At 68.5% G+C, this 17,958-nt stretch carries 18 protein-coding genes and 1 riboswitch; of the genes, 8 read left to right on the forward strand and 10 right to left on the reverse strand.

Annotated features, from left to right (window positions below; translation table 11 throughout):
* Window positions 1–22: 22 nt before the first annotated feature.
* The 7 genes from pal to PX554_RS01600 form a co-directional block, all read right to left on the reverse strand.
* The gene (pal, locus tag PX554_RS01570) at window positions 23–523 is read right to left on the reverse strand and encodes a peptidoglycan-associated lipoprotein Pal (RefSeq protein ID WP_093225275.1); all 501 of its coding nucleotides are present in this window, start codon (window positions 521–523) and stop codon (window positions 23–25) included.
* 79 nt (window positions 524–602) lie between these two features.
* On the reverse strand, window positions 603–2,033 hold the full coding sequence (gene tolB / locus PX554_RS01575; protein ID WP_275498381.1) for a Tol-Pal system beta propeller repeat protein TolB: 1,431 nt from the start codon (window positions 2,031–2,033) through the stop codon (window positions 603–605).
* Window positions 2,033–3,028 carry a cell envelope biogenesis protein TolA gene (locus tag PX554_RS01580; RefSeq protein WP_275498383.1) on the reverse strand — a complete coding sequence of 332 codons (996 nt, stop codon included), beginning with the start codon at window positions 3,026–3,028 and terminating at the stop codon, window positions 2,033–2,035. The genes tolB and PX554_RS01580 overlap by 1 nt, the downstream gene beginning before the upstream one ends.
* Window positions 3,029–3,059: 31 nt before the next feature.
* On the reverse strand, window positions 3,060–3,497 hold the full coding sequence (gene tolR / locus PX554_RS01585) for a protein TolR (RefSeq protein WP_093225272.1): 438 nt from the start codon (window positions 3,495–3,497) through the stop codon (window positions 3,060–3,062).
* A gap of 3 nt (window positions 3,498–3,500) precedes the next feature.
* A complete protein-coding gene (tolQ, locus tag PX554_RS01590; protein WP_093225271.1) occupies window positions 3,501–4,199 on the reverse strand; it encodes a protein TolQ in 699 nt (232 codons plus the stop codon).
* Entirely contained in the window at window positions 4,196–4,690 is a 495-nt protein-coding gene (locus PX554_RS01595; RefSeq protein WP_093225269.1) for a YbgC/FadM family acyl-CoA thioesterase, read from the reverse strand. Before PX554_RS01595 ends, tolQ begins: the two co-directional genes overlap by 4 nt.
* A 157-nt stretch (window positions 4,691–4,847) precedes the next feature.
* Window positions 4,848–5,864 carry an NAD(P)H-dependent flavin oxidoreductase gene (locus PX554_RS01600; RefSeq protein ID WP_093225490.1) on the reverse strand — a complete coding sequence of 339 codons (1,017 nt, stop codon included), beginning with the start codon at window positions 5,862–5,864 and terminating at the stop codon, window positions 4,848–4,850.
* 101 nt (window positions 5,865–5,965) lie between these two features.
* Here PX554_RS01600 and PX554_RS01605 point away from each other — a divergent pair, with 101 nt between their 5' ends.
* The gene (locus PX554_RS01605; RefSeq protein ID WP_093225268.1) at window positions 5,966–6,391 is read left to right on the forward strand and encodes a secondary thiamine-phosphate synthase enzyme YjbQ; all 426 of its coding nucleotides are present in this window, start codon (window positions 5,966–5,968) and stop codon (window positions 6,389–6,391) included.
* Complete coding sequence (locus tag PX554_RS01610) at window positions 6,388–6,789, forward strand: hypothetical protein (RefSeq protein WP_218123138.1); 402 nt, start codon at window positions 6,388–6,390, stop codon at window positions 6,787–6,789. Before PX554_RS01605 ends, PX554_RS01610 begins: the two co-directional genes overlap by 4 nt.
* A gap of 173 nt (window positions 6,790–6,962) precedes the next feature.
* Here the strand turns inward: PX554_RS01610 and PX554_RS01615 are convergent, their stop codons facing one another.
* Window positions 6,963–8,225 (reverse strand): aspartate kinase, encoded by a 1,263-nt coding sequence (locus tag PX554_RS01615; protein WP_093225266.1) that lies wholly within the window; start codon window positions 8,223–8,225, stop codon window positions 6,963–6,965.
* Between the two features lie 180 nt (window positions 8,226–8,405).
* Between PX554_RS01615 and ubiG the strand changes: the two genes are divergently transcribed.
* Complete coding sequence (gene ubiG, locus PX554_RS01620) at window positions 8,406–9,125, forward strand: bifunctional 2-polyprenyl-6-hydroxyphenol methylase/3-demethylubiquinol 3-O-methyltransferase UbiG (protein ID WP_275498393.1); 720 nt, start codon at window positions 8,406–8,408, stop codon at window positions 9,123–9,125.
* 124 nt (window positions 9,126–9,249) lie between these two features.
* Here ubiG and PX554_RS01625 read toward each other — a convergent pair whose 3' ends face one another.
* Both PX554_RS01625 and PX554_RS01630 read right to left on the reverse strand, forming a co-directional pair.
* Window positions 9,250–10,782 (reverse strand): ABC transporter permease/substrate-binding protein, encoded by a 1,533-nt coding sequence (locus PX554_RS01625; protein ID WP_275498395.1) that lies wholly within the window; start codon window positions 10,780–10,782, stop codon window positions 9,250–9,252.
* Between the two features lie 121 nt (window positions 10,783–10,903).
* Entirely contained in the window at window positions 10,904–11,686 is a 783-nt protein-coding gene (locus tag PX554_RS01630) for an ATP-binding cassette domain-containing protein (RefSeq protein WP_275498397.1), read from the reverse strand.
* Between the two features lie 105 nt (window positions 11,687–11,791).
* Here PX554_RS01630 and PX554_RS01635 point away from each other — a divergent pair, with 105 nt between their 5' ends.
* The 5 genes from PX554_RS01635 (at window position 11,792) to thiC (ending at window position 17,910) form a co-directional block, all read left to right on the forward strand.
* Window positions 11,792–12,568, forward strand: coding sequence for an SDR family oxidoreductase (locus PX554_RS01635; protein WP_275498399.1), 777 nt, complete (start codon window positions 11,792–11,794; stop codon window positions 12,566–12,568).
* A 161-nt stretch (window positions 12,569–12,729) separates the two neighbouring features.
* Window positions 12,730–13,614, forward strand: a complete 885-nt coding sequence (locus PX554_RS01640) for a MipA/OmpV family protein (RefSeq protein ID WP_093225258.1) — start codon at window positions 12,730–12,732, stop codon at window positions 13,612–13,614.
* 138 nt (window positions 13,615–13,752) lie between these two features.
* Window positions 13,753–14,706, forward strand: a complete 954-nt coding sequence (locus PX554_RS01645; RefSeq protein WP_275498402.1) for a ferritin-like domain-containing protein — start codon at window positions 13,753–13,755, stop codon at window positions 14,704–14,706.
* A gap of 41 nt (window positions 14,707–14,747) precedes the next feature.
* Complete coding sequence (locus PX554_RS01650; protein ID WP_256326285.1) at window positions 14,748–15,821, forward strand: ferritin-like domain-containing protein; 1,074 nt, start codon at window positions 14,748–14,750, stop codon at window positions 15,819–15,821.
* 53 nt (window positions 15,822–15,874) lie between these two features.
* A riboswitch (TPP riboswitch) is annotated at window positions 15,875–15,991 on the forward strand.
* Window positions 15,992–16,032: 41 nt separating this feature from the next.
* Window positions 16,033–17,910 (forward strand): phosphomethylpyrimidine synthase ThiC, encoded by a 1,878-nt coding sequence (gene thiC, locus PX554_RS01655; RefSeq protein ID WP_275498405.1) that lies wholly within the window; start codon window positions 16,033–16,035, stop codon window positions 17,908–17,910.
* Window positions 17,911–17,958: the final 48 nt, after the last annotated feature.

Below are 17,958 nucleotides of genomic sequence, written 5' to 3' on the forward strand. Positions count from 1 at the left end.
CGCGTTCCCGGGTGGGATCGTATCAGTTCAGGACGATCGTCACCGCGCGGCGGTTCTGCGCCCAGGCCGCCTCGTCCGAGCCGAGCGCGATCGGGCGTTCCTTACCGTAGCTGATCGTCGAGATGCGCGCCGGGTTCACTCCGCGCGAGGCGAGATAGTTCTTCGCCGAATTGGCGCGCCGGTCGCCGAGCGCGAGGTTGTATTCGCGCGTGCCGCGCTCGTCGCAATGCCCTTCCAGGCTGATCGGCACGTTCGGATATTTGGTAAGCCACGCCGCCTGGCTGTCCAGGACCGCGCGTGCCTCGCTGTTGATGTCGTATTTGTCGAGATCGAAGTGGATCGTGTTGCTCGTCACCGAACGCTCGAAATCGGCGCGCGAGCCGGGAACGATCGAGGAGTCGCCCTGCGAAACCGGGCCGCTGTTGCCCGGCGGCGGCGGAATTTCCGCCGGCGGCTTCTTCGCGCAGCCAGCCATCGCGACGATTGAGGCGGCGATGAGGAACGTCGTGGTCAATCTTGCCATGTGGCTTCTCCTATTGTTCGGATATGGTCACTCGGGACATGCGCGCATCGCCTCCCGCCGGACGAGAGTCAATGTCGAGTCAGGGGCGTAACGGTCCCCAGGCTGGATCGGATCCATCGAGCGGCGTCGACAGCCGGCGTTCGTTGACACCGGTGAGATCGACCGACCACAGATCGGCGGTTCCGCCGCCGCCGCGCCCGGACCGGAAGAACATCAGCACGCGCCCGTTGGGCGACCAGGTCGGGCCTTCGTCCTGCCAGTCGTCGGTGAGCAGCTTCTCGTCGCCGCCCGCCGGGCTCATCACGCCGATGCGGAAATTGCCCGCCATCCGCGTGAATGCGATCAGGTTGCCGCGCGGGCTCCACACCGGCGTCGCGTAGCGGCCGCCGCCGAAGCTGATCCGGCGCGGGTTCGATCCGTCGGCGTTCATCACGTAGAGCTGCTGCGATCCCGAACGGTCGCTCTCGAACACGATCCGGCTGCCATCGGGCGAATAGCTGCCGCCGGTGTCGATGCCGGGCGTGTCGGTCAGCCGCTGCGGCTGCCCGCCGCTAAGCGGCACGCGGTAGATGTTGGTGCTGCCCGCCACCGCCTTCGAGAACAGCACCCATTTGCCGTCGGGCGAAATGCGCGGCGCGAAGCTGAGGTTGCTCGCCGGCACCAGCAGCCGCTGGGTCGCGCGGGCGATGTCATAGACGTAGATCGCCGGCTTGTCGCCGATATAGCTCATGTACACGATCGAGCGCTGGTCGGGCGTGAAGCGCGGCGTCAGCACGATCGACTGGCCGTTGGTGAGGAAGCGGTGGTTCGCACCGTCCTGGTCCATGATCGCCAGCCGCTTGATGCGCCGCCCCTTGGGCCCGCTCTCCGCGACATAGACGACCCGGCTGTCGAAATACGGCCCCTCGCCTGTCAGCTTGGTGTAGATCGTGTCGGCGCATTTATGGCCCGCGCGGCGCCACTCGCCCGGCGACACGACGAAGCCCGCCCGCGCCAGTTCGGTGCGTGCGAACACGTCGTAGAGATAGCAGCCGACCGTCAGCGTGCCGTCGCCGTTGGCGCGCACGAAGCCCTGGACCAGCGCCGACACGCCCGCCCCGCCCCAATAATCGAACGCGGGCGCGGTCACCTCGGGGTAGCTGACGCCTTTCAGCGCATTGGCGCCCGCCGGCTTGAACAGGCCCGAACTCTTCAGGTCGTTGGTGACGATCTGCGACAATTGCTGGCCGAGCACATCGGTGCGCCCGGCCGGCGTATCGACCGCCTGCGCGGTCGGCATCACCGGAATCGCGATGCCGAGCGGTGCCGCGATTCCGCCCGTCACCGACACTTCGAGCGGCGGCGGCGTCTGCCCGGCGGCGGCTCCCGCAGGCGGCTGGCCCGCCGGCTGTCCGGGTTGCTGGAGCGGCGCCGAAGGTGTGGCCGGCGCGATCTGCGCATCGGCCGGAACCGCGACGGCGACGCCGAGCGCCAGCACCCCGCGCAACATATCGATTGAGAGAGCACGCATCAGCGAGAGCCTCCGAGCTTCCAGATATAGTTGAGGTTGTTCCAGCCGCCGCTTGGCGTCGAATAATATTCCGGCGGCAGTTTGAGCGGCGAACAACCCTTGAACGCGGCAACGCCCAGATCGACGACACGTTGCGCGTAGCGCTCGTTCTGGTCGTCGGTGCCCGACTGGCGCACCATCTTCGGCGTCGCCGAGAGCGTGCCGTCCTTGTTGAGCCGCAGGTTGAGCACGGTCACGATATCGGTCGCGCCCGGCCCCGGGATCACCTGCTTGTCCGCGCAGGGCTGGATCTGCCGCTGGATCGCCTGCTGGATGCTGGCGAGCGACTTCGCGTCGATCTTGGCGGCAATCGGCGCGACCGACTTCGACGGCGACGGCGTCTGCACCAGCCCCTTGCGGAAATCGTCGTCGAGCAGCGATCCGCGCGGGCGCTTGAGCGTCGATTTGGCGTCGCTGCTGGTTGCCTTCGCCTTCGACGGAGGAGTCTCGGCCTTGGCCGGCGCGGCGGCGGCCTTCTTCGGTTCGGCCTTGGACGGCGTCGGCTTGGCGGCCGCCTTCTTCGGCTCGGCCTTCGATTCGGCTGCCTTGACCGGCGGCTTCTCGGGCTTGGGCTTGGCCTTGACCGGCGCGGGCTTGGGCTTCGGCGCGGGCGCTGGCTCCGGCTTGGGGGGAGCCTTGGCGGGCGGCTCGGGCTTGGGCTGCGGCTTGGGCGGCGCCGGCGCCTTCTCCGGTTCCGGCTCGGGCTCGGGCTGCGGCGCCGGCGGCGCGGCATCCTCGGGCGATCCCTGGTCGGGCGCCTTGGATTGCGCGGGCGGCTCGACCGCCTTGGGCGCCTGCGCCTCGAGCGCGACGTCCTCGGCGAGCGAGACCTCGATCGGCTTGGGCTTGTACAGCGCGGGGTCGATCGGCCGGCTGAAGCTGATCGACAGCAATGTGAACAGCAGGACGTGCCCGGCGAGCGCGACGCCGAGGCCGATCTTCTCCGCGCGCCGCATCAGCGCGCGCCTCCCGGCTGCGGCAGCGTTATCACTGGTCGTCCTTGCCGACCGTCAGCAGCGCGACGCGGTTCAGCCCGGCGCGGTTGAGCTCGCCCATCACGCGCATCACCTTGCCATAATCGAGCCCCTTGTCGGCGCGCAGGAAGATCTGCGGCGGCTTGCCGTTCTCGCCCTTCTTCGCGATCTGCGAGAGCACGTCGGGCAACATATCTTCACTGACCTCGTCCTTGCCGACGTGCAGCGTGCCATCGCGCTCGATCGAGATTTCGACCGGCTGCTGCTCCTGGTCGAGCGGCTTGGCGCGGCTGTCGGGCAGATCGACGGGCACGCCCGCCGTCATCAGCGGCGCCGTCACCATGAAGATGATGAGCAGCACCAGCATCACGTCGACCAGCGGCGTGACGTTGATCTCCGCCATCGGCGCGCGCCGGCCGCGGCCGCGCTGCGAGGGAAGGTTCATCGACACGGCTCAGCGCTTCCCCTCGGCTTCGAGCTGGCGGCTGAGCGTCGCGTGGAAACCGTCGGCGAAGCGGTTGAGCCGCGCCTCGATCCGGTTGATGCCGTGGCTGAAACGGTTGTACGCGATCACGGCGGGGATCGCCGCGAACAGGCCGATCGCGGTGGCGAACAGCGCCTCGGCGATGCCGGGGCCGACGGCGGCGAGCGACGAATTCTGCTTGGCGGCGATCTCGGTGAAGCTGTGCATGATGCCCCAGACGGTGCCGAACAGCCCGACGAACGGCGCGACCGAGCCGACCGTCGCCAGCACGTTCAGGCCATCCGAAAGCTCGTCGATCTCCCCCGCGACCGCCGCGCCCATCGCCGTCGCCAGCCGCTCGCGCGTGCCGTCGCGGTCGATCGTGCCGCCCACCGTCGATCGGCGCCATTCCTTGACGCCGGCCGCGAACACGCGCGCGGTCGGCAAGGGGTTTTCGCCCTCGATCCGGTAGAAGGCGTCGATATCCTCGGCCTTCCAGAAATCCCGTTCGAAACGCTGGACGCCTTTGCGGATCTTGCCGAGCCGCATCAGGAAACCGATGATGATCGCCCACGTCCAGATGCTCGCGAGCAGCAGCCCGAGCATCACGATCTTCACGATCCAGTCGGCCTGCAGGAAGAGCGCGATCGGCGACAGGCTGGTCGCGTCGGTGTTGAAGAACAGGTTCACGCGGGCATTTCCCCCTGGTTCGAATCTATTGCCGCTGCGCGTGCGGGCAGGAATCGCCCGAACGCCTCGATCCACGCCGCCGGTTGGCGCCGCGCCCGGCCCGAAGGCGCGACGAACGCGACGGTCACGTCCGCCTCGGCCAGTAAAACCGTGCCGCGCATGACTCGTTGCTGAATGAAAAGCGACGCCGGGCGCAGCCGTTCGAGCCCGGTCGCGACGATCAGCGCGTCGCCGAGCCGCGCCGGCGCACGGTACCGAATCGCGAGCGCCGTCACCGCATACGTGCCCTCGCCCGCCGCATGCGCGCCGTACTGGTCGATCCCGAGCACGCGCAGCATGTCCGAACGGCCCCGCTCCAGGAACTTCAGGTAATTGGCGTGATAGACCATGCCCGACAGATCGGTGTCCTCGAAATACACGCGCACCGGCAGATGATGCTCGTGCCCGAGGATGCGCCCTTCAGCCGGCAAGTCTGTTTCGCAGCGCGACATGGCCCGGCTGTACCGAAGCGGAACGGTCTCGCAAACCCGTCATGTCGGGGTTTCTAGAGCAACAGCCCGTCGCGGCGGCGCAGGCCGCGGCCGCTGCGTGTGGTGCGAACGGCTTGCCCGGTCACCTGGCGGCCCCGACCGGCGCCGGGCAACGAGGTCACCCCCGCTTCGCCAGCGCCGTTTCCGCCTCGCTCACCAACGCGGCGATGATCTCGGCGACCGGTTCTTCCTTGGTCACCATCCCGACCGACTGGCCCGCCATCACGCTGCCATGCTCGACATCGCCGTCGATCACCGCGCGGCGCAAAGCGCCCGCCCAATAATGTTCGATCTGCAACTGCGCCTCGGCCATCGCCACCTTGCCCTCGTCGAGCAGCCCGGCGACCTCGCGCTGTTTCGCCGTGAACAGCTCGCCGCCGGCGTTCTTCAAGGCACGCACCGGGATCACCGGCAGCCGCGGGTCGATCTGCACGCTCGCCACCGCGTCCCGTGCCGAGGCGCGTAGGAACGCCTTTTTGAAATTGGGATGCGCGATCGATTCAGTCGCGCAGACGAAGCGCGTGCCGAGCTGCACGCCCGCCGCGCCCATCTCCAGATACGCCGCGATCGCCTCGCCGCGGCCGATCCCGCCCGCCACGAACACCGGCACCTTGTCGGCGACCTCGGGCAGGATTTCCTGCGCGAGCACGCTGGTCGAGACCGGGCCGATATGCCCGCCCGCTTCCATTCCCTCGACGACGAGCGCATCGACGCCGCTGCGGATCAGCTTCTTGGCGAGGCTCAGCGCGGGCGCGAAGCAGATCAGCTTGGCACCGCCTGCCTTGATCGCCTCCAGGCTCCCCGCCGGCGGCAGCCCGCCCGCGAGCACGACATGCGTGACGTTGTGGCGCGTGCAGACTTCGATCAGGTCCATCAGTTGCGGGTGCATGGTGATGAGGTTGACGCCGAACGGCTTGTCCGTGAGCGCCTTGGTGCCGGCGATCTCGGCGTCGAGCAGTTCGGGCGTCATCGCGCCGCACGCGATCAGCCCGAAGCCGCCGGCGTTGGACATCGCCGCGACGAGGTTGCGCTCCGACACCCACGACATCGCGCCGCACAGGATCGCGACCTCGCTGCCGAGGAATTCGGCGCCGCGCGCCATGAGGCTGGTAAGGCGCGCCGCGCCGCTGGTCATGCTGGTCATCGCAGCGGCCCTTAGAGGATTTCGAGTGTGAAAAGAAAGCCGTGCTTCGGTATCGGGTTGGGGCCCGCGCCAATGTCCTCTATCCTCGCGCCATGCTCCGCCAGTCCGCTGCCGAACTCGTCGTTTCCACGCCCGGCCAGGGCTTGCATGAGTGCACCGCCGCCGTCGCCCGCTGGGTCGCGGGCACGGGCATCGAAACCGGGCTGCTGACGCTGCTGCTGCGCCATACCTCCGCGTCGCTGCTGATCCAGGAAAACGCCGCCCCCGCCGCCGCGCGCGACATCGAACGCTATTTCGCACGGATCGCGCCGGAGAGTGCCGCCTACGAGCATGACGACGAAGGCCCCGACGACATGCCCGCGCACCTGCGCGCCGCGCTCACCGCGACCAGCCTGTCGATCCCGGTGATGGCGGGGCGGATGGCGCTCGGGACATGGCAGGGCATCTATGTGTTCGAGCACCGCCGCGCCCCGCACCGCCGTCGCATCGCCGCGCATCTGATCGGAGACGACACATGATCCTTGCGCTGGCCCTGATGACCGTCGCGCCACTCGCCGCCCCCGCGCCTCCGCCAGCCAAGAGAGCCGCCATGAAACCCGATTTCAGCGCCGTCACCAGCCGCGCCGCCGCCGAGGCGCTCGCCCGCCAGGGCAAGCTCGTCCGCATCCTGCTCTTCCCGGCCGAATTCGGCGGCGAGGACGTCCCCGAGAACGCCGTCTACATCACCCCCGAAGCGGCGGCAGCGCGGGAGCTGATCCTCGGCACGCTGCAGCGCTTCGCGAAGGAGGGCCTGATCGACAAGCTCGACGTCACGCCCGACTATAAAGGCGACAGCTTCGTGCCGAGCCGGATCGTGATGCACGCCACCCACAGCAAGAAGAAGGGCAGCTTCGAGCCGACGATCGAGGTCTGGTAGGGGCTGCCGACGGCTACATGGTCAGCCGGCCCCTGACTCATGTCTCATGAAGACCAGACGAGAAACGCCCGGCGCCCCCGTTCGCCCTGAGCGAAGTCGAAGGGCGTGCCCCAAGCGGCAAGCACTGAAGGCACGCGCTTCGACAGGCTCAGCACGAACGGAAGCGGTCGCGATCAGGCCGCGACATCCTCCGCGTCGAGCCCGTAGGCGGTGTGCAGCACGCGCACCGCCAGTTCGGTCTCGTCCTCGTGGATCAGCACGCTGACCTTGATCTCGCTCGTCGAGATCGCCTGAATGTTGATCCCGCGCGCGCCCAGCGTGGTGAACATCGTGCTCGCCACGCCGGCATGGCTGCGCATCCCCACGCCGACCACCGAGATCTTGGCGACGCGCGTGTCATGCACCAGCTCGGCGAAACCGATCTTGGCGCGCGCCTGGTTGAGCGCCTCGATCGAGCGCGCAAGATCGGCCTGCGGCACCGTGAAGGTCACGTCGGTGGAACCGGCATTATGCGCGATGTTCTGGATAATCATGTCGACGTTGATGTTCGCGCTCGCGAGCGGCTCGAAGATCGCGGCGACCGCGCCGGGCGTGTCGGGCACCGCCGTCAGCGTGATCTTGGCTTCGTTCTTGTCATGCGCGATGCCGGTGATGAGCTGGCGTTCCACGTCGTCTATCTCCTCTTCCCCGACGATCATCGTGCCGGGCAGTGTATCGGCCATCGGTGCGTCCGCGCCGGTGAACGACGACAGCACCTGCACACGGACCTGTTCCTTCATCGCCAAACCCACCGAGCGCGTCTGCAACACCTTGGCGCCGACGCTCGCGAGTTCGAGCATTTCCTCATAGGTCACGCGCTTGAGCTTCCGCGCGCGCGGCACGATGCGCGGATCGGTCGTATAGACCCCGTCCACATCGGTGTAGATATCGCAGCGATCCGCCTTCATCGCCGCCGCCACCGCGACCGCCGAGGTGTCCGATCCGCCGCGCCCGAGCGTGGTGATGCGCTGGTCGTCGGTCACGCCCTGGAAGCCGGGGATCACCGCCACCTCGCCGCGCGCGAGGCTCGCGTCGAGCGCTTCGGTGTCGATCGTGCCGATCCGTGCCGAGGCGTGCGCGTCGGACGTGTGGATCGGCAATTGCCAGCCGAGCCAGCTCCGCGCCGGTACGCCCGCCGCCTGCAGCGCGATCGCGAGCAGCCCGCTGGTCACCTGCTCGCCCGACGAGACGACGACGTCATATTCCTTGGGATCGTACAGCGAGGAGGCTTCGCGGCAGAAACCGACCAGCCGGTCGGTCTCGCCCGCCATCGCCGACACCACCACCGCGACCTGATTGCCCGCCTCGACCTCGCGTTTCACCCGTGCCGCGACGCTCCGGATGCGTTCCATGCCGGCCATCGAGGTGCCGCCGAATTTCATCACGATGCGCGCCATTGGGGTGTCGCAAAATCCTTGGGTTGGAAGGGGCGCCCTGATAGGAACCGCGCTTGACGATGGCAAGCCGTTCGCGCAGCCGTGTCACCTACCGCCCGTTCGTGTCGAGCGCAGTCGAGACACATGGGGGAGCGCAGGTGCCTCGACTTCGCTCGGCACGAACGGCTTTAGGGTAGCGGCATGACAATCACGATCGATCCGCAGGAAGCGGCGCATTTCGGCACGCTCGCCGCCGACTGGTGGGATCCGAAGGGCAGCTCCGCGATGCTGCACCGCCTCAACCCGCCGCGGCTGCGCTACCTGCGCGAGCGGATCGACGCGCACTGGGACATCGATCCCGCCACCTTCACCCCGCTCGCGGGCAAGCGCGCGCTCGATGTCGGCTGCGGCGCCGGGCTGCTGTGCGAACCGCTCGCCCGGCTCGGCGCGGCGGTGACGGGGCTCGACGCGGCGCCGGAGAATATCGGCGTCGCCCGCACGCATGCCGCGGCGTCGGGGCTCGTCATCGATTATCGCGCCGGCAGCGTCGAAGACCTTGCCGGAGAGCGGTTCGATCTCGTCACCAGCATGGAGGTGATCGAACACGTCACCGATCCCGCCGCGTTCATCGCCGGGCTCGCGGGCGCGCTGGCCGAGGGCGGGCTGATGGTCCTCTCCACCCCCAACCGCACGCTCGCCTCGCGCCTCGCGCTCATCACGCTCGGCGAAGGCTCGGGGCGGATACCCAAGGGCACGCACGACTGGGACAAGTTCCTGAAGCCCGACACGCTCGAAGCGCTGCTCGCCGACGCCGGCATGCGCGTGATCGACACGCGCGGCCTGGGCTTCTCCCCCGCCAAGGGTTTCGTCCTCTCGGACGATCTGAGCCTCGACTATTTCATGACGGCGGTGCGCGCCTGAACCGTCGCCCCGGCGCAGGCCGGGGCCGACGCGTTTCGCGCGGTGGGCTCGCCAAATCATGCGACGGCCCCGGCCTGCGCCGGGGCGACGGAATAGCCGGTTCCCCGCTCTCGCGAGGGCACAGCTATAGCCCGACGCGCTTCTCCAGCCACCGCGCCGCCTGATCGGGCGATTTCTTGTCGGTGTCGCGGTCGACCAGATAATTCGCCTCGCGCATCGCCTCGACCGGAATCCGCCCGATCAGCGGCTTCAGCACCGCCCGAAACCGCGCGTCCCGCGCATGTCCGGGCGAGAGCAGCAGGATCGCGTCATATCCCGGTATCGCGCCCTTGGGGTCGCCGAGCACGGTCAGCCTGTCCGCCGCGATCCGGCCGTCGGAGGAAAACGCCGGGATCACGTCAGCGGCGCCGCTTTCCAGCGCGCGGTACATGAAGGTCGGCTGGTACGGGCGCGCCGATCCGAACGCCAGGCCATAAGCACGCTTCACCGCCGCCCATTCGGGCCGGTCGAGGAACTCGATGTCGGTCGCGAGCCGCAGCTTGGGCGCGATCGGCACGAGATCGGCAATCGTCTTCACCCCGCGCCGCGCGGCATCGTCGCCGCGCATCGCAAACGCATAAGCGTTCTCGAACCCCAGGCCGCCGAGCAAGGTCACCCCGCGCGTCCGCGCCGCCCAGTCCCGCACGCCCGCGAAGATCGCGCCGCGCGGCGGCACATCGGTGCGCTTCATCGTGTCGGCCCAGATCGTGCCGGTATAATCGACATATACGTCGATATCGCCGCTCGACACCGCGCCCAGCGCGATGCCCGATCCCAGCCCCTCGCGATACGCCACGCGGTAACCCGCCGCCTCCAGCCGATGCCCGATCACGCGCGCGAGGATATATTGCTCGGAAAACCCCTTGGCGCCGACCACGACGCGGGCCTCCCCGCCCGGCCACATCGGCGCGAGCGCGATCGCCGCCCCGATCGCCAGCGCCGCGAGCGCGCCCCACACCCGCCCACGACGCCGCGCGGCGATGCCGTGCTCGACCACGCCGAGCAGCGCGTCGACCGCCAGCGCCAGCGCCGCCGCGCTGAAACACCCGGCGAGCACCAGCGCCCAGTTCTGCGTCTGGAGACCCGCGAAGATCATGTCGCCGAGGCTCGCCTGCCCGACCGTGGTGGAGAGCGTCGCCGCGCCGATCGTCCAGACGGCCGCGGTGCGGATGCCCGCCATCACCACCGGCGCGACCAGCGGCGCCTCGACCAGCCGCAGCTTCTGCCACGCAGTCATCCCCACCCCGTCCGCAGCCTCGATCACCGCCGGATCGAGGCCGGTAAGCCCGGTCACCGCGTTTCGCAGGATCGGCAGCAGCCCGTACAGCGTCAGCGCGAGCAGCGATGGCAGGAAGCCGAGCGCCGGAATCCCGCCGCCGACCAGCGCGGACAGCGACAGCAGCAGCGGATAGAACAAGGCGAGCAGCGCCAGCGTCGGGATCGTCTGGATCAGGCTCGCGAGGCCGAGCGCGAACCGCGCCACCCCCGGCCGCCGCGCCGAGACGATCGCGAGCGGCAGGCTGATGACGATCCCCAGCAGCAGCGCCGACATCGCCAGCACCAGATGCTGCGCGAGGAGCGGCGGCACGCGCCCCATCGCGTCGAGGAAGGCGGTCATGCCAAAATTTCCGTTCGTCCCGAGCGAAGTCGAGGGACATGCCCGGAGCGCAGGTGTCTCGACTTCGCTCGACACGAACGGGTGGCGAATGGCCGTATCTGCAACGGTTGGGAGAAAGCGCTCACGCCGCACCCCCGATCTCGCGCAGCCGCCGCGCCTGCTCGCGCGGCACCGCGACGAGCGCGTCGGCCTCCGCCCCGCCCGCGCCGGCGAGCAGCGCAGCCGGAGGCGCGTCCGCGACGATCCGCCCGCCCGCCATCACCAGCACGCGATCGGCGAGGATCAGCGCCTCGGCCATGTCGTGCGTCACCATGATCGTGGTGAGGCCGAGCCGATCGTGCAACGCGCGGATCGCGGACCCAAGCTGATCGCGCGTGACGGGATCGAGCGCGCCGAACGGCTCGTCCATCAGCATCAGCCCCGGTTCGAGCGCGAGCGCCCGCGCCACCCCGACGCGCTGGCGCTGCCCACCCGAGAGCGCATCGGGCATCCGATCGGCGAAGGCGCGCGGCAGGTCGACCAGGTCGAGCAGCTCCGCGACCCGCCCGGCGCGGTCCTCGCGGCCGGTCAGCCGCAGCCCGATCGCAATATTCTCGGCCACGTTCAGGTGCGGGAACAGGCCGACGTTCTGGAACACATAGCCGATCCGCCGCCGCAACAGATGCGCGTCACCCGCTGTCACATCGGCATCGCCGATGCGGATCGCGCCCGCGCTCGGCTCGATCAGCCGGTTGACCATCTTGAGCAGGGTCGATTTGCCCGATCCCGACGCTCCGACCAGGGCGATGAAGCTGCCCCCGGCGATCGCGACCGAAATCGCGTCGATCGCGATCACGCCGCCGGCATAGCGCTTCGACACATGATCGAACGCCACCGATGGGCCGGGAACGCGGGACGCTGGCATCGCGCAGTGTGTGAGCGAGCCGTCCGACAACGTCAAACCCCAAGTCCCCCCGCGAAAGCGGGAGACGAGATTTCAGGAAAGTCGCGACGGCGATATGGGCGATACATGACCAAATCCATCTTCATCACCGGCGGCGCATCGGGCATCGGGCGCGCGACCGCGATCCTGTTCGCGCGGCACGGCTGGAGGGTCGGGCTGGCGGATATCGACGCCGACGGCCTCACCGCGACCCGCTCGCTGCTGCCGCCCGGCATGGCGGAAACCCATGTCATGGACGTACGTGACCGCGCCGGCTGGGTCGCCGCGCTCGACGCCTTCACCGCGCCCGCCGCGGGCAGGCTCGACGTGCTGTTCAACAACGCCGGCATCGCCACCGGCGGCCCGCTCACCGCCACCGGCTTCGACGCGATCGACCGCACCGTCGCGATCAACTTCGTCGGCGTGCTCAACGGCGCGAAGATCGGCCACGCCTATCTCGCGCGCACGCCCGGCGCCTGCCTGCTCAACACCGCATCGGCATCGGCGATCTACGGCAGCGCCGGCCTCGCCACCTATTCGGCGACCAAATTCGCGGTACGCGGGCTGACCGAGGCGCTCGATGGCGAATGGGCGCGCGACGGCATCCGCGTGCGGGCGATCGTTCCCGCCTTCGTCGAGACCCCGCTGCTCGACGGCAGGGTCGATGGCGGCGAGCGGACCATCCGCGAGACGGTGCGCGCCGCCGGCCTGGAACGCACGCCCGTCGAAACCGTCGCACGCGCGGCGTGGGACGCGGTTCACGGCGCGCGCGTCCACACCTATGTCGGCCGTACCGCGCATATCATGGCGCTCGCCGCGCGCTTCGCGCCGATGGTGCTGCGCAATCGGATGCGGCGCGCCTGATCGCGGGCGATCTTTACGGATGCGCAACGATCCCGATCGTTGTACTTTGGCAACGCACGTGCAGCAAAATGCGCCCTCGTCGAAAGTTGAGGAGCGATTCCAACAAGCACGGCGTTACGCCGCCGTAATATGCCCGCCCCCAACATGACAGGGAGTCCTCAGTGCCGAATCTCATCCGCAGTGGCCTAGCCGCCGTTCTTCCGATCGCAGCGGCGCTGTGCGCCGCGCCCGCTGTCGCGCAGAGCGCCGCGCCGGCCGCGCAGGACAATGCCGATCTCGCCTCCAAGTTCGGCGGCGACAATGTGACGGTCGGCGTCGCCGCCGCCTATGTGCCGGATTACGAAGGCTCGGACTCCTATCGCTTCGTGCCGGCGCCGGTCGTGATCGGCCAGCTCAAGGGCTTCGCCTTCACCGTGATCGGCAACCGCGCCAGCCTCGATCTCATCCCGAACCGCCCGGGCGACAAGATCGACTTCCAGCTCGGGCCGATCGCGGTGCTCAACTTCGATCGCACCAAATTGAAGGACATCGACGATCGCTCGGTCCGCCGGCTCGGCAAGATCGACACCGCGATCGAGATCGGCGGCTATGTCGGCATCGGCAAGACCGGCATCATCACCAGCCCGTACGACAAGCTCTCGGTCTCGGTCAGCTATCGCCACGATGTCAACAACGCGCACGACAGCGAGATCTGGCAGCCGGCGATCAACTATCTGACCCCGCTCAGCCGCAAGGCGGCGGTCGGCCTCACCGCCTCGGCCACCCGCGTCGGCACCGGCTATGCGCACACCTATTACAGCATCACGCCGCAGCAGAGCCTGGCGAGCGGGCTGCCGGTGTACAACGCCAAGTCCGGCTGGAAGAACTATCAGCTCGGCGGCTATGTCACCTACGCGCTGACCGGCGACCTGCTGCACGGCTTTAAGCTGATCGCGGGCGGCGCCTATTCGCGGCTGCTCGGCGATTATTCGTACAGCCCGATCGTGCGGCTGCAGGGCAAGCCGAACCAGTGGATCGGCGCGCTCGGGGTTGCGTACACCTTCTAAACCGTCTCTACGGGGGCGCATGTGTGCGTGCCTCCGCGACTCCGGCCGTTCCCGCCCGCCATGGGCGCGAGCGGCCGTGGCGTATCCGGTTCCGGGCGGGGCGCGCACCCTGGCTCAAGGTGACATGCCGGAAGGACGATGATGACTGCCCTGCCCGAGGAAACCCTCGATGCGCGTAACGAGCGCCGTGAATTTTTCCGTACCGCGATCGGCGCCGCCGCGATCACCGCCACCGGCGCCGCCGCCCTCACGATCACCTCGATCGCGCGCGCCGATACCGTCGCCGATTCGTCGCTGGTCAATTTCGCGCTCAACCTCGAATATCTGCTCGGGCAATTCTACGGCCTCGCCGCCACCGGCACCGGCCTTCCCGCCGCGCAATTGACCGGCGCGGGCACCGCCGGCGCCGTCACCGGCGGCCGCCAGGTGACCTTCACCGATCCGGTCGTCGCGCAGATCGCCAGCGAGTTCGCGAGCGAAGCCGCCGCGCGCGTCGCCTTCCTGCGCACCACCGCCGGCGCCGACGTGATCGCCCAGCCCAAGATCGACCTCGACGTCACCGCCACCAGCGCGTTCAGCACCGCGATGCGCGCCGCCGGCCTCGTCGCCTCGGGCACCGGCTTCGACGTTTACGCGAACGACAGCAATTTCCTGCTCGCCGCCTTCTTCCTCGAAGACCTCGTCGCCGCCGCCTATCGCGGCCTCGTCACCAGCGCGACCAACGCCACCAACCGCGAATCGGTCGTCGGCCTGCTCGGCGCGGCGGCATATCGCGCGGGCACGATCCGCACGCTGCTCTATGCGAAGGGCGCCGCGAGCGGCTCGACGCTGCGCGCCAACGCCGATGCGATCTCGAACGTGCGCGACGCGCTCGATGGCTCCTCGGACGACGATCAGGGCATCTCGCCGACCACCGACGCGAACGGCAACCCCGTGTCGAACATCACCCCGGCCGGCGCCGATGGCATCGCCTTCGGCCGCGCGGCGACGTCGGTGCTCAACATCGTCTATCTCAACAGCCTGTCGTCCTCGTCCGGGGGCTTCTTCCCCGCTGGCGTCAACGGCACGACCGTCGCCAGCGGCGCGAACTGATCCTCGCCGCACGCTTACGAATTCCGCCCGGAGACTCCCCCGTGACCGATACCGCGACCGACCTTCTTTCGACTTCGCCGAGCACCGCCGAAGACCGTCGCCGCCTGGCGCGCCGCCACTTCCTGCGCACCACTGGCCGGATGACCGCCGCCGCCGGCGGCCTCGCGCTGCTCAGCGCGTGCGGCGGCAGCGGTGACGGCTCGACCGACACGTCGACGCCCACGCCGACCCCGACCTCGACCGACACCAGCGCGATCATCAACGCCGACGCGCTCAATCTCGCGCTCAACTTCGCCTATCTCCAGGCGCAGTTCTTCACTTTCGCGACCACCGGCGCGGGCGTCGCCGCCGTGCCGGACTCCAACACTCCGGCCGGGCAAACCGACGGCAAGCCCAAGAAGGGCGCCTATCCCGGCGGCGGCGCGGCGCTGCTCACCGGCACGGGACAGCAAGGCACCGTGACCGGCGGCCGCGCGGTGAGCTTCGCCGACCCGCTGATCGCGCAATACGCGCGCGAGATCGCCGCCGACGATCTCGCCCATCTCGCCTTCCTGCGCTCGGCGCTGGGTTCCTCGGCGGTGGCGATGCCGTCGCTCAACATCGACGGCGGCGCGAGCGGCGCGTTCAGCACCTTCGCGCGCGCCGCCGGCTATGTCGCGAGCGGCGTGGCGTTCGATCCCTATGCGAGCGATCTCAACTTCCTGCTCGCCGCCTTCATCTTCAAGGATGTCGCCGTCACGGCCTACAAGGGCGTGGCGACGCTGCTGACGAGCACGCTCACGCTCGATGCCGCCGCCGGCCTGCTCACCACCCAGGCGTATCACGCGGCGCTGATCCGCACGACGCTCTACACTTTGGGCCAGGGCACGGCCGCCGGCCAGTTCAGCAACGCGCGCGACGCATTCGATGGCTCGGTCGATATCGACCAGGGCATCACCGGCACCGCGACCACGGCCAACATCGTGCCCGCCGATGCGCAGGGCCGGGTCTACACCCGCACCGCCGGCCAGGTGCTCAACGTCGCCTATCAGAACAGCGCGGCGGTGACCTCGGGAGGCTTCTTCCCCGCTGGCGCCAACGGCAACATCAAGACCAGCGCGGCGAGCAACGCCTGAACCTGCGTTAGCGCGGCGGGACTTCCCATCCCGCCGCAAAGCCGCTACGCGTACCACATTCCCCGGGGAGCCATGAGGCTGAGAGGGGCGGTGCGAATCCGTCCGACCCGTAGAACCTGATCCGGCCCCTTGATGGGCTTACCGGCGTAGGGAGGGAGCGGCCTTTTCCCCATCGGAAAGTCCGTTTTCTCTCATTTGAGGAGACGACGAGATGGCCGACCTTCCCACCCGCACCGAAATCGGCGTGACCACCGGCCCGATCCGCGGATCGCGCAAGATTTACGTCCCTTCGCCCAACATTCCCGGCGCGGGCGTGGCGATGCGCGAGATTCATCTCGAACCCGGCTCGGGCGAGCCGCCGCTGCGCGTCTATGATACGTCAGGCCCCTATACCGATCCCAACGCGCTGATCGACATCAACACCGGCTTGCCCGAACTGCGCCGGAGCTGGATCGAGGCGCGCGGCGATGTCGAGAGCTATGACGCGCGCGAAATCCGCCCCGAGGACAACGGCCTGTCCGGCCCCGATCGCTCCGCCGGGGTGCCGCAATATCCCAACGTGGTGAAGCGCCCGCTGCGCGCCAAGCCGGGGATGAACGTCAGCCAGATGCATTATGCGCGGCGCGGCATCATCACCCCCGAGATGGAATATGTCGCGATCCGCGAGAATCTCGGCCGCGCGCAGGCGAGGGAAAAGCTCGTCCGCGACGGGCAGGATTGGGGCGCATCGATCCCCGATTACGTGACTCCGGAGTTCGTCCGCGACGAGGTCGCGCGCGGCCGCGCGATCATCCCGTCAAACATCAACCACCCCGAGAGCGAACCGATGGCGATCGGGCGCAACTTCCTCGTCAAGATCAACGCCAACATCGGCAATTCCGCCGTCGCCTCCAACGTGGCGAGCGAAGTCGACAAGATGGTCTGGTCGATCCGCTGGGGTGCGGACACGGTGATGGACCTCTCGACCGGTCGCAACATCCACGACACGCGCGAATGGATCCTCCGCAATTCGCCGGTGCCGATCGGCACCGTGCCGATCTACCAGGCGCTCGAAAAGGTCGGCGGCATCGCCGAGGATCTGACCTGGGAGATCTTCCGCGACACGCTGATCGAGCAGGCCGAACAGGGCGTCGATTACTTCACGATCCACGCCGGCGTGCGCCTGCCCTATATCCCGATGACCGCCAAGCGCGTCACCGGCATCGTCTCGCGCGGCGGCTCGATCATGGCGAAATGGTGCCTCGCGCACCACAAGGAGAGCTTCCTCTACGAGCGCTTCGACGAGATCACCGAGATCATGAAGGCGTATGACATCGCCTATTCGCTCGGCGACGGCCTGCGCCCCGGCTCGAACGCCGATGCCAATGACGAGGCGCAGTTCGCCGAACTCTACACGCTCGGCGAACTCACCAAGCGCGCCTGGGAACAGGACGTGCAGGTGATGATCGAGGGCCCCGGCCACGTGCCGATGCACAAGATCAAGGAGAATATGGACAAGCAGCTCGCCGCCTGCGGCGAGGCGCCGTTCTACACGCTCGGGCCGCTCGTCACCGATATTGCGCCGGGCTACGATCACATCACCAGCGGCATCGGCGCGGCGATGATCGGCTGGTTCGGCACCGCGATGCTCTGCTACGTCACCCCTAAGGAGCATCTCGGGCTCCCGGATCGCGACGACGTCAAGGTCGGCGTGGTGACGTACAAGCTCGCCGCCCACGCCGCCGATCTCGCCAAGGGCCACCCCGCCGCGAAGCTGCGCGACGACGCCCTCAGCCGCGCCCGCTTCGATTTCCGCTGGCGCGACCAATTCAACCTCTCGCTCGATCCCGATACCGCCGAGCAGTTCCACGACCAGACGCTCCCGGCGGAAGGCGCCAAGAGCGCGCATTTCTGCTCGATGTGCGGCCCCAAATTCTGCTCGATGAAGATCACGCAAGAGGTTCGGGACTTCGCCGCCAAGCAGAACGCGCCCGTCGAGAGCTTCGTCGCGGCCGAGGACGCCGAAGCGGGCATGGCCGAGATGAGCAAGGTGTTCAAGGAAACCGGCAGCGAGCTCTACATGGGCTCGGGTGGGCGGGAGCATGATTGAACCGAAGAGCTAGAATCGTTCCGCGCTCGGTTGGACCTTCGGGATAAA

Source organism: Sphingomonas pollutisoli (genome assembly GCF_029167165.1).
GTDB classification, from domain to species: Bacteria; Pseudomonadota; Alphaproteobacteria; order Sphingomonadales; family Sphingomonadaceae; genus Sphingomonas; species Sphingomonas pollutisoli.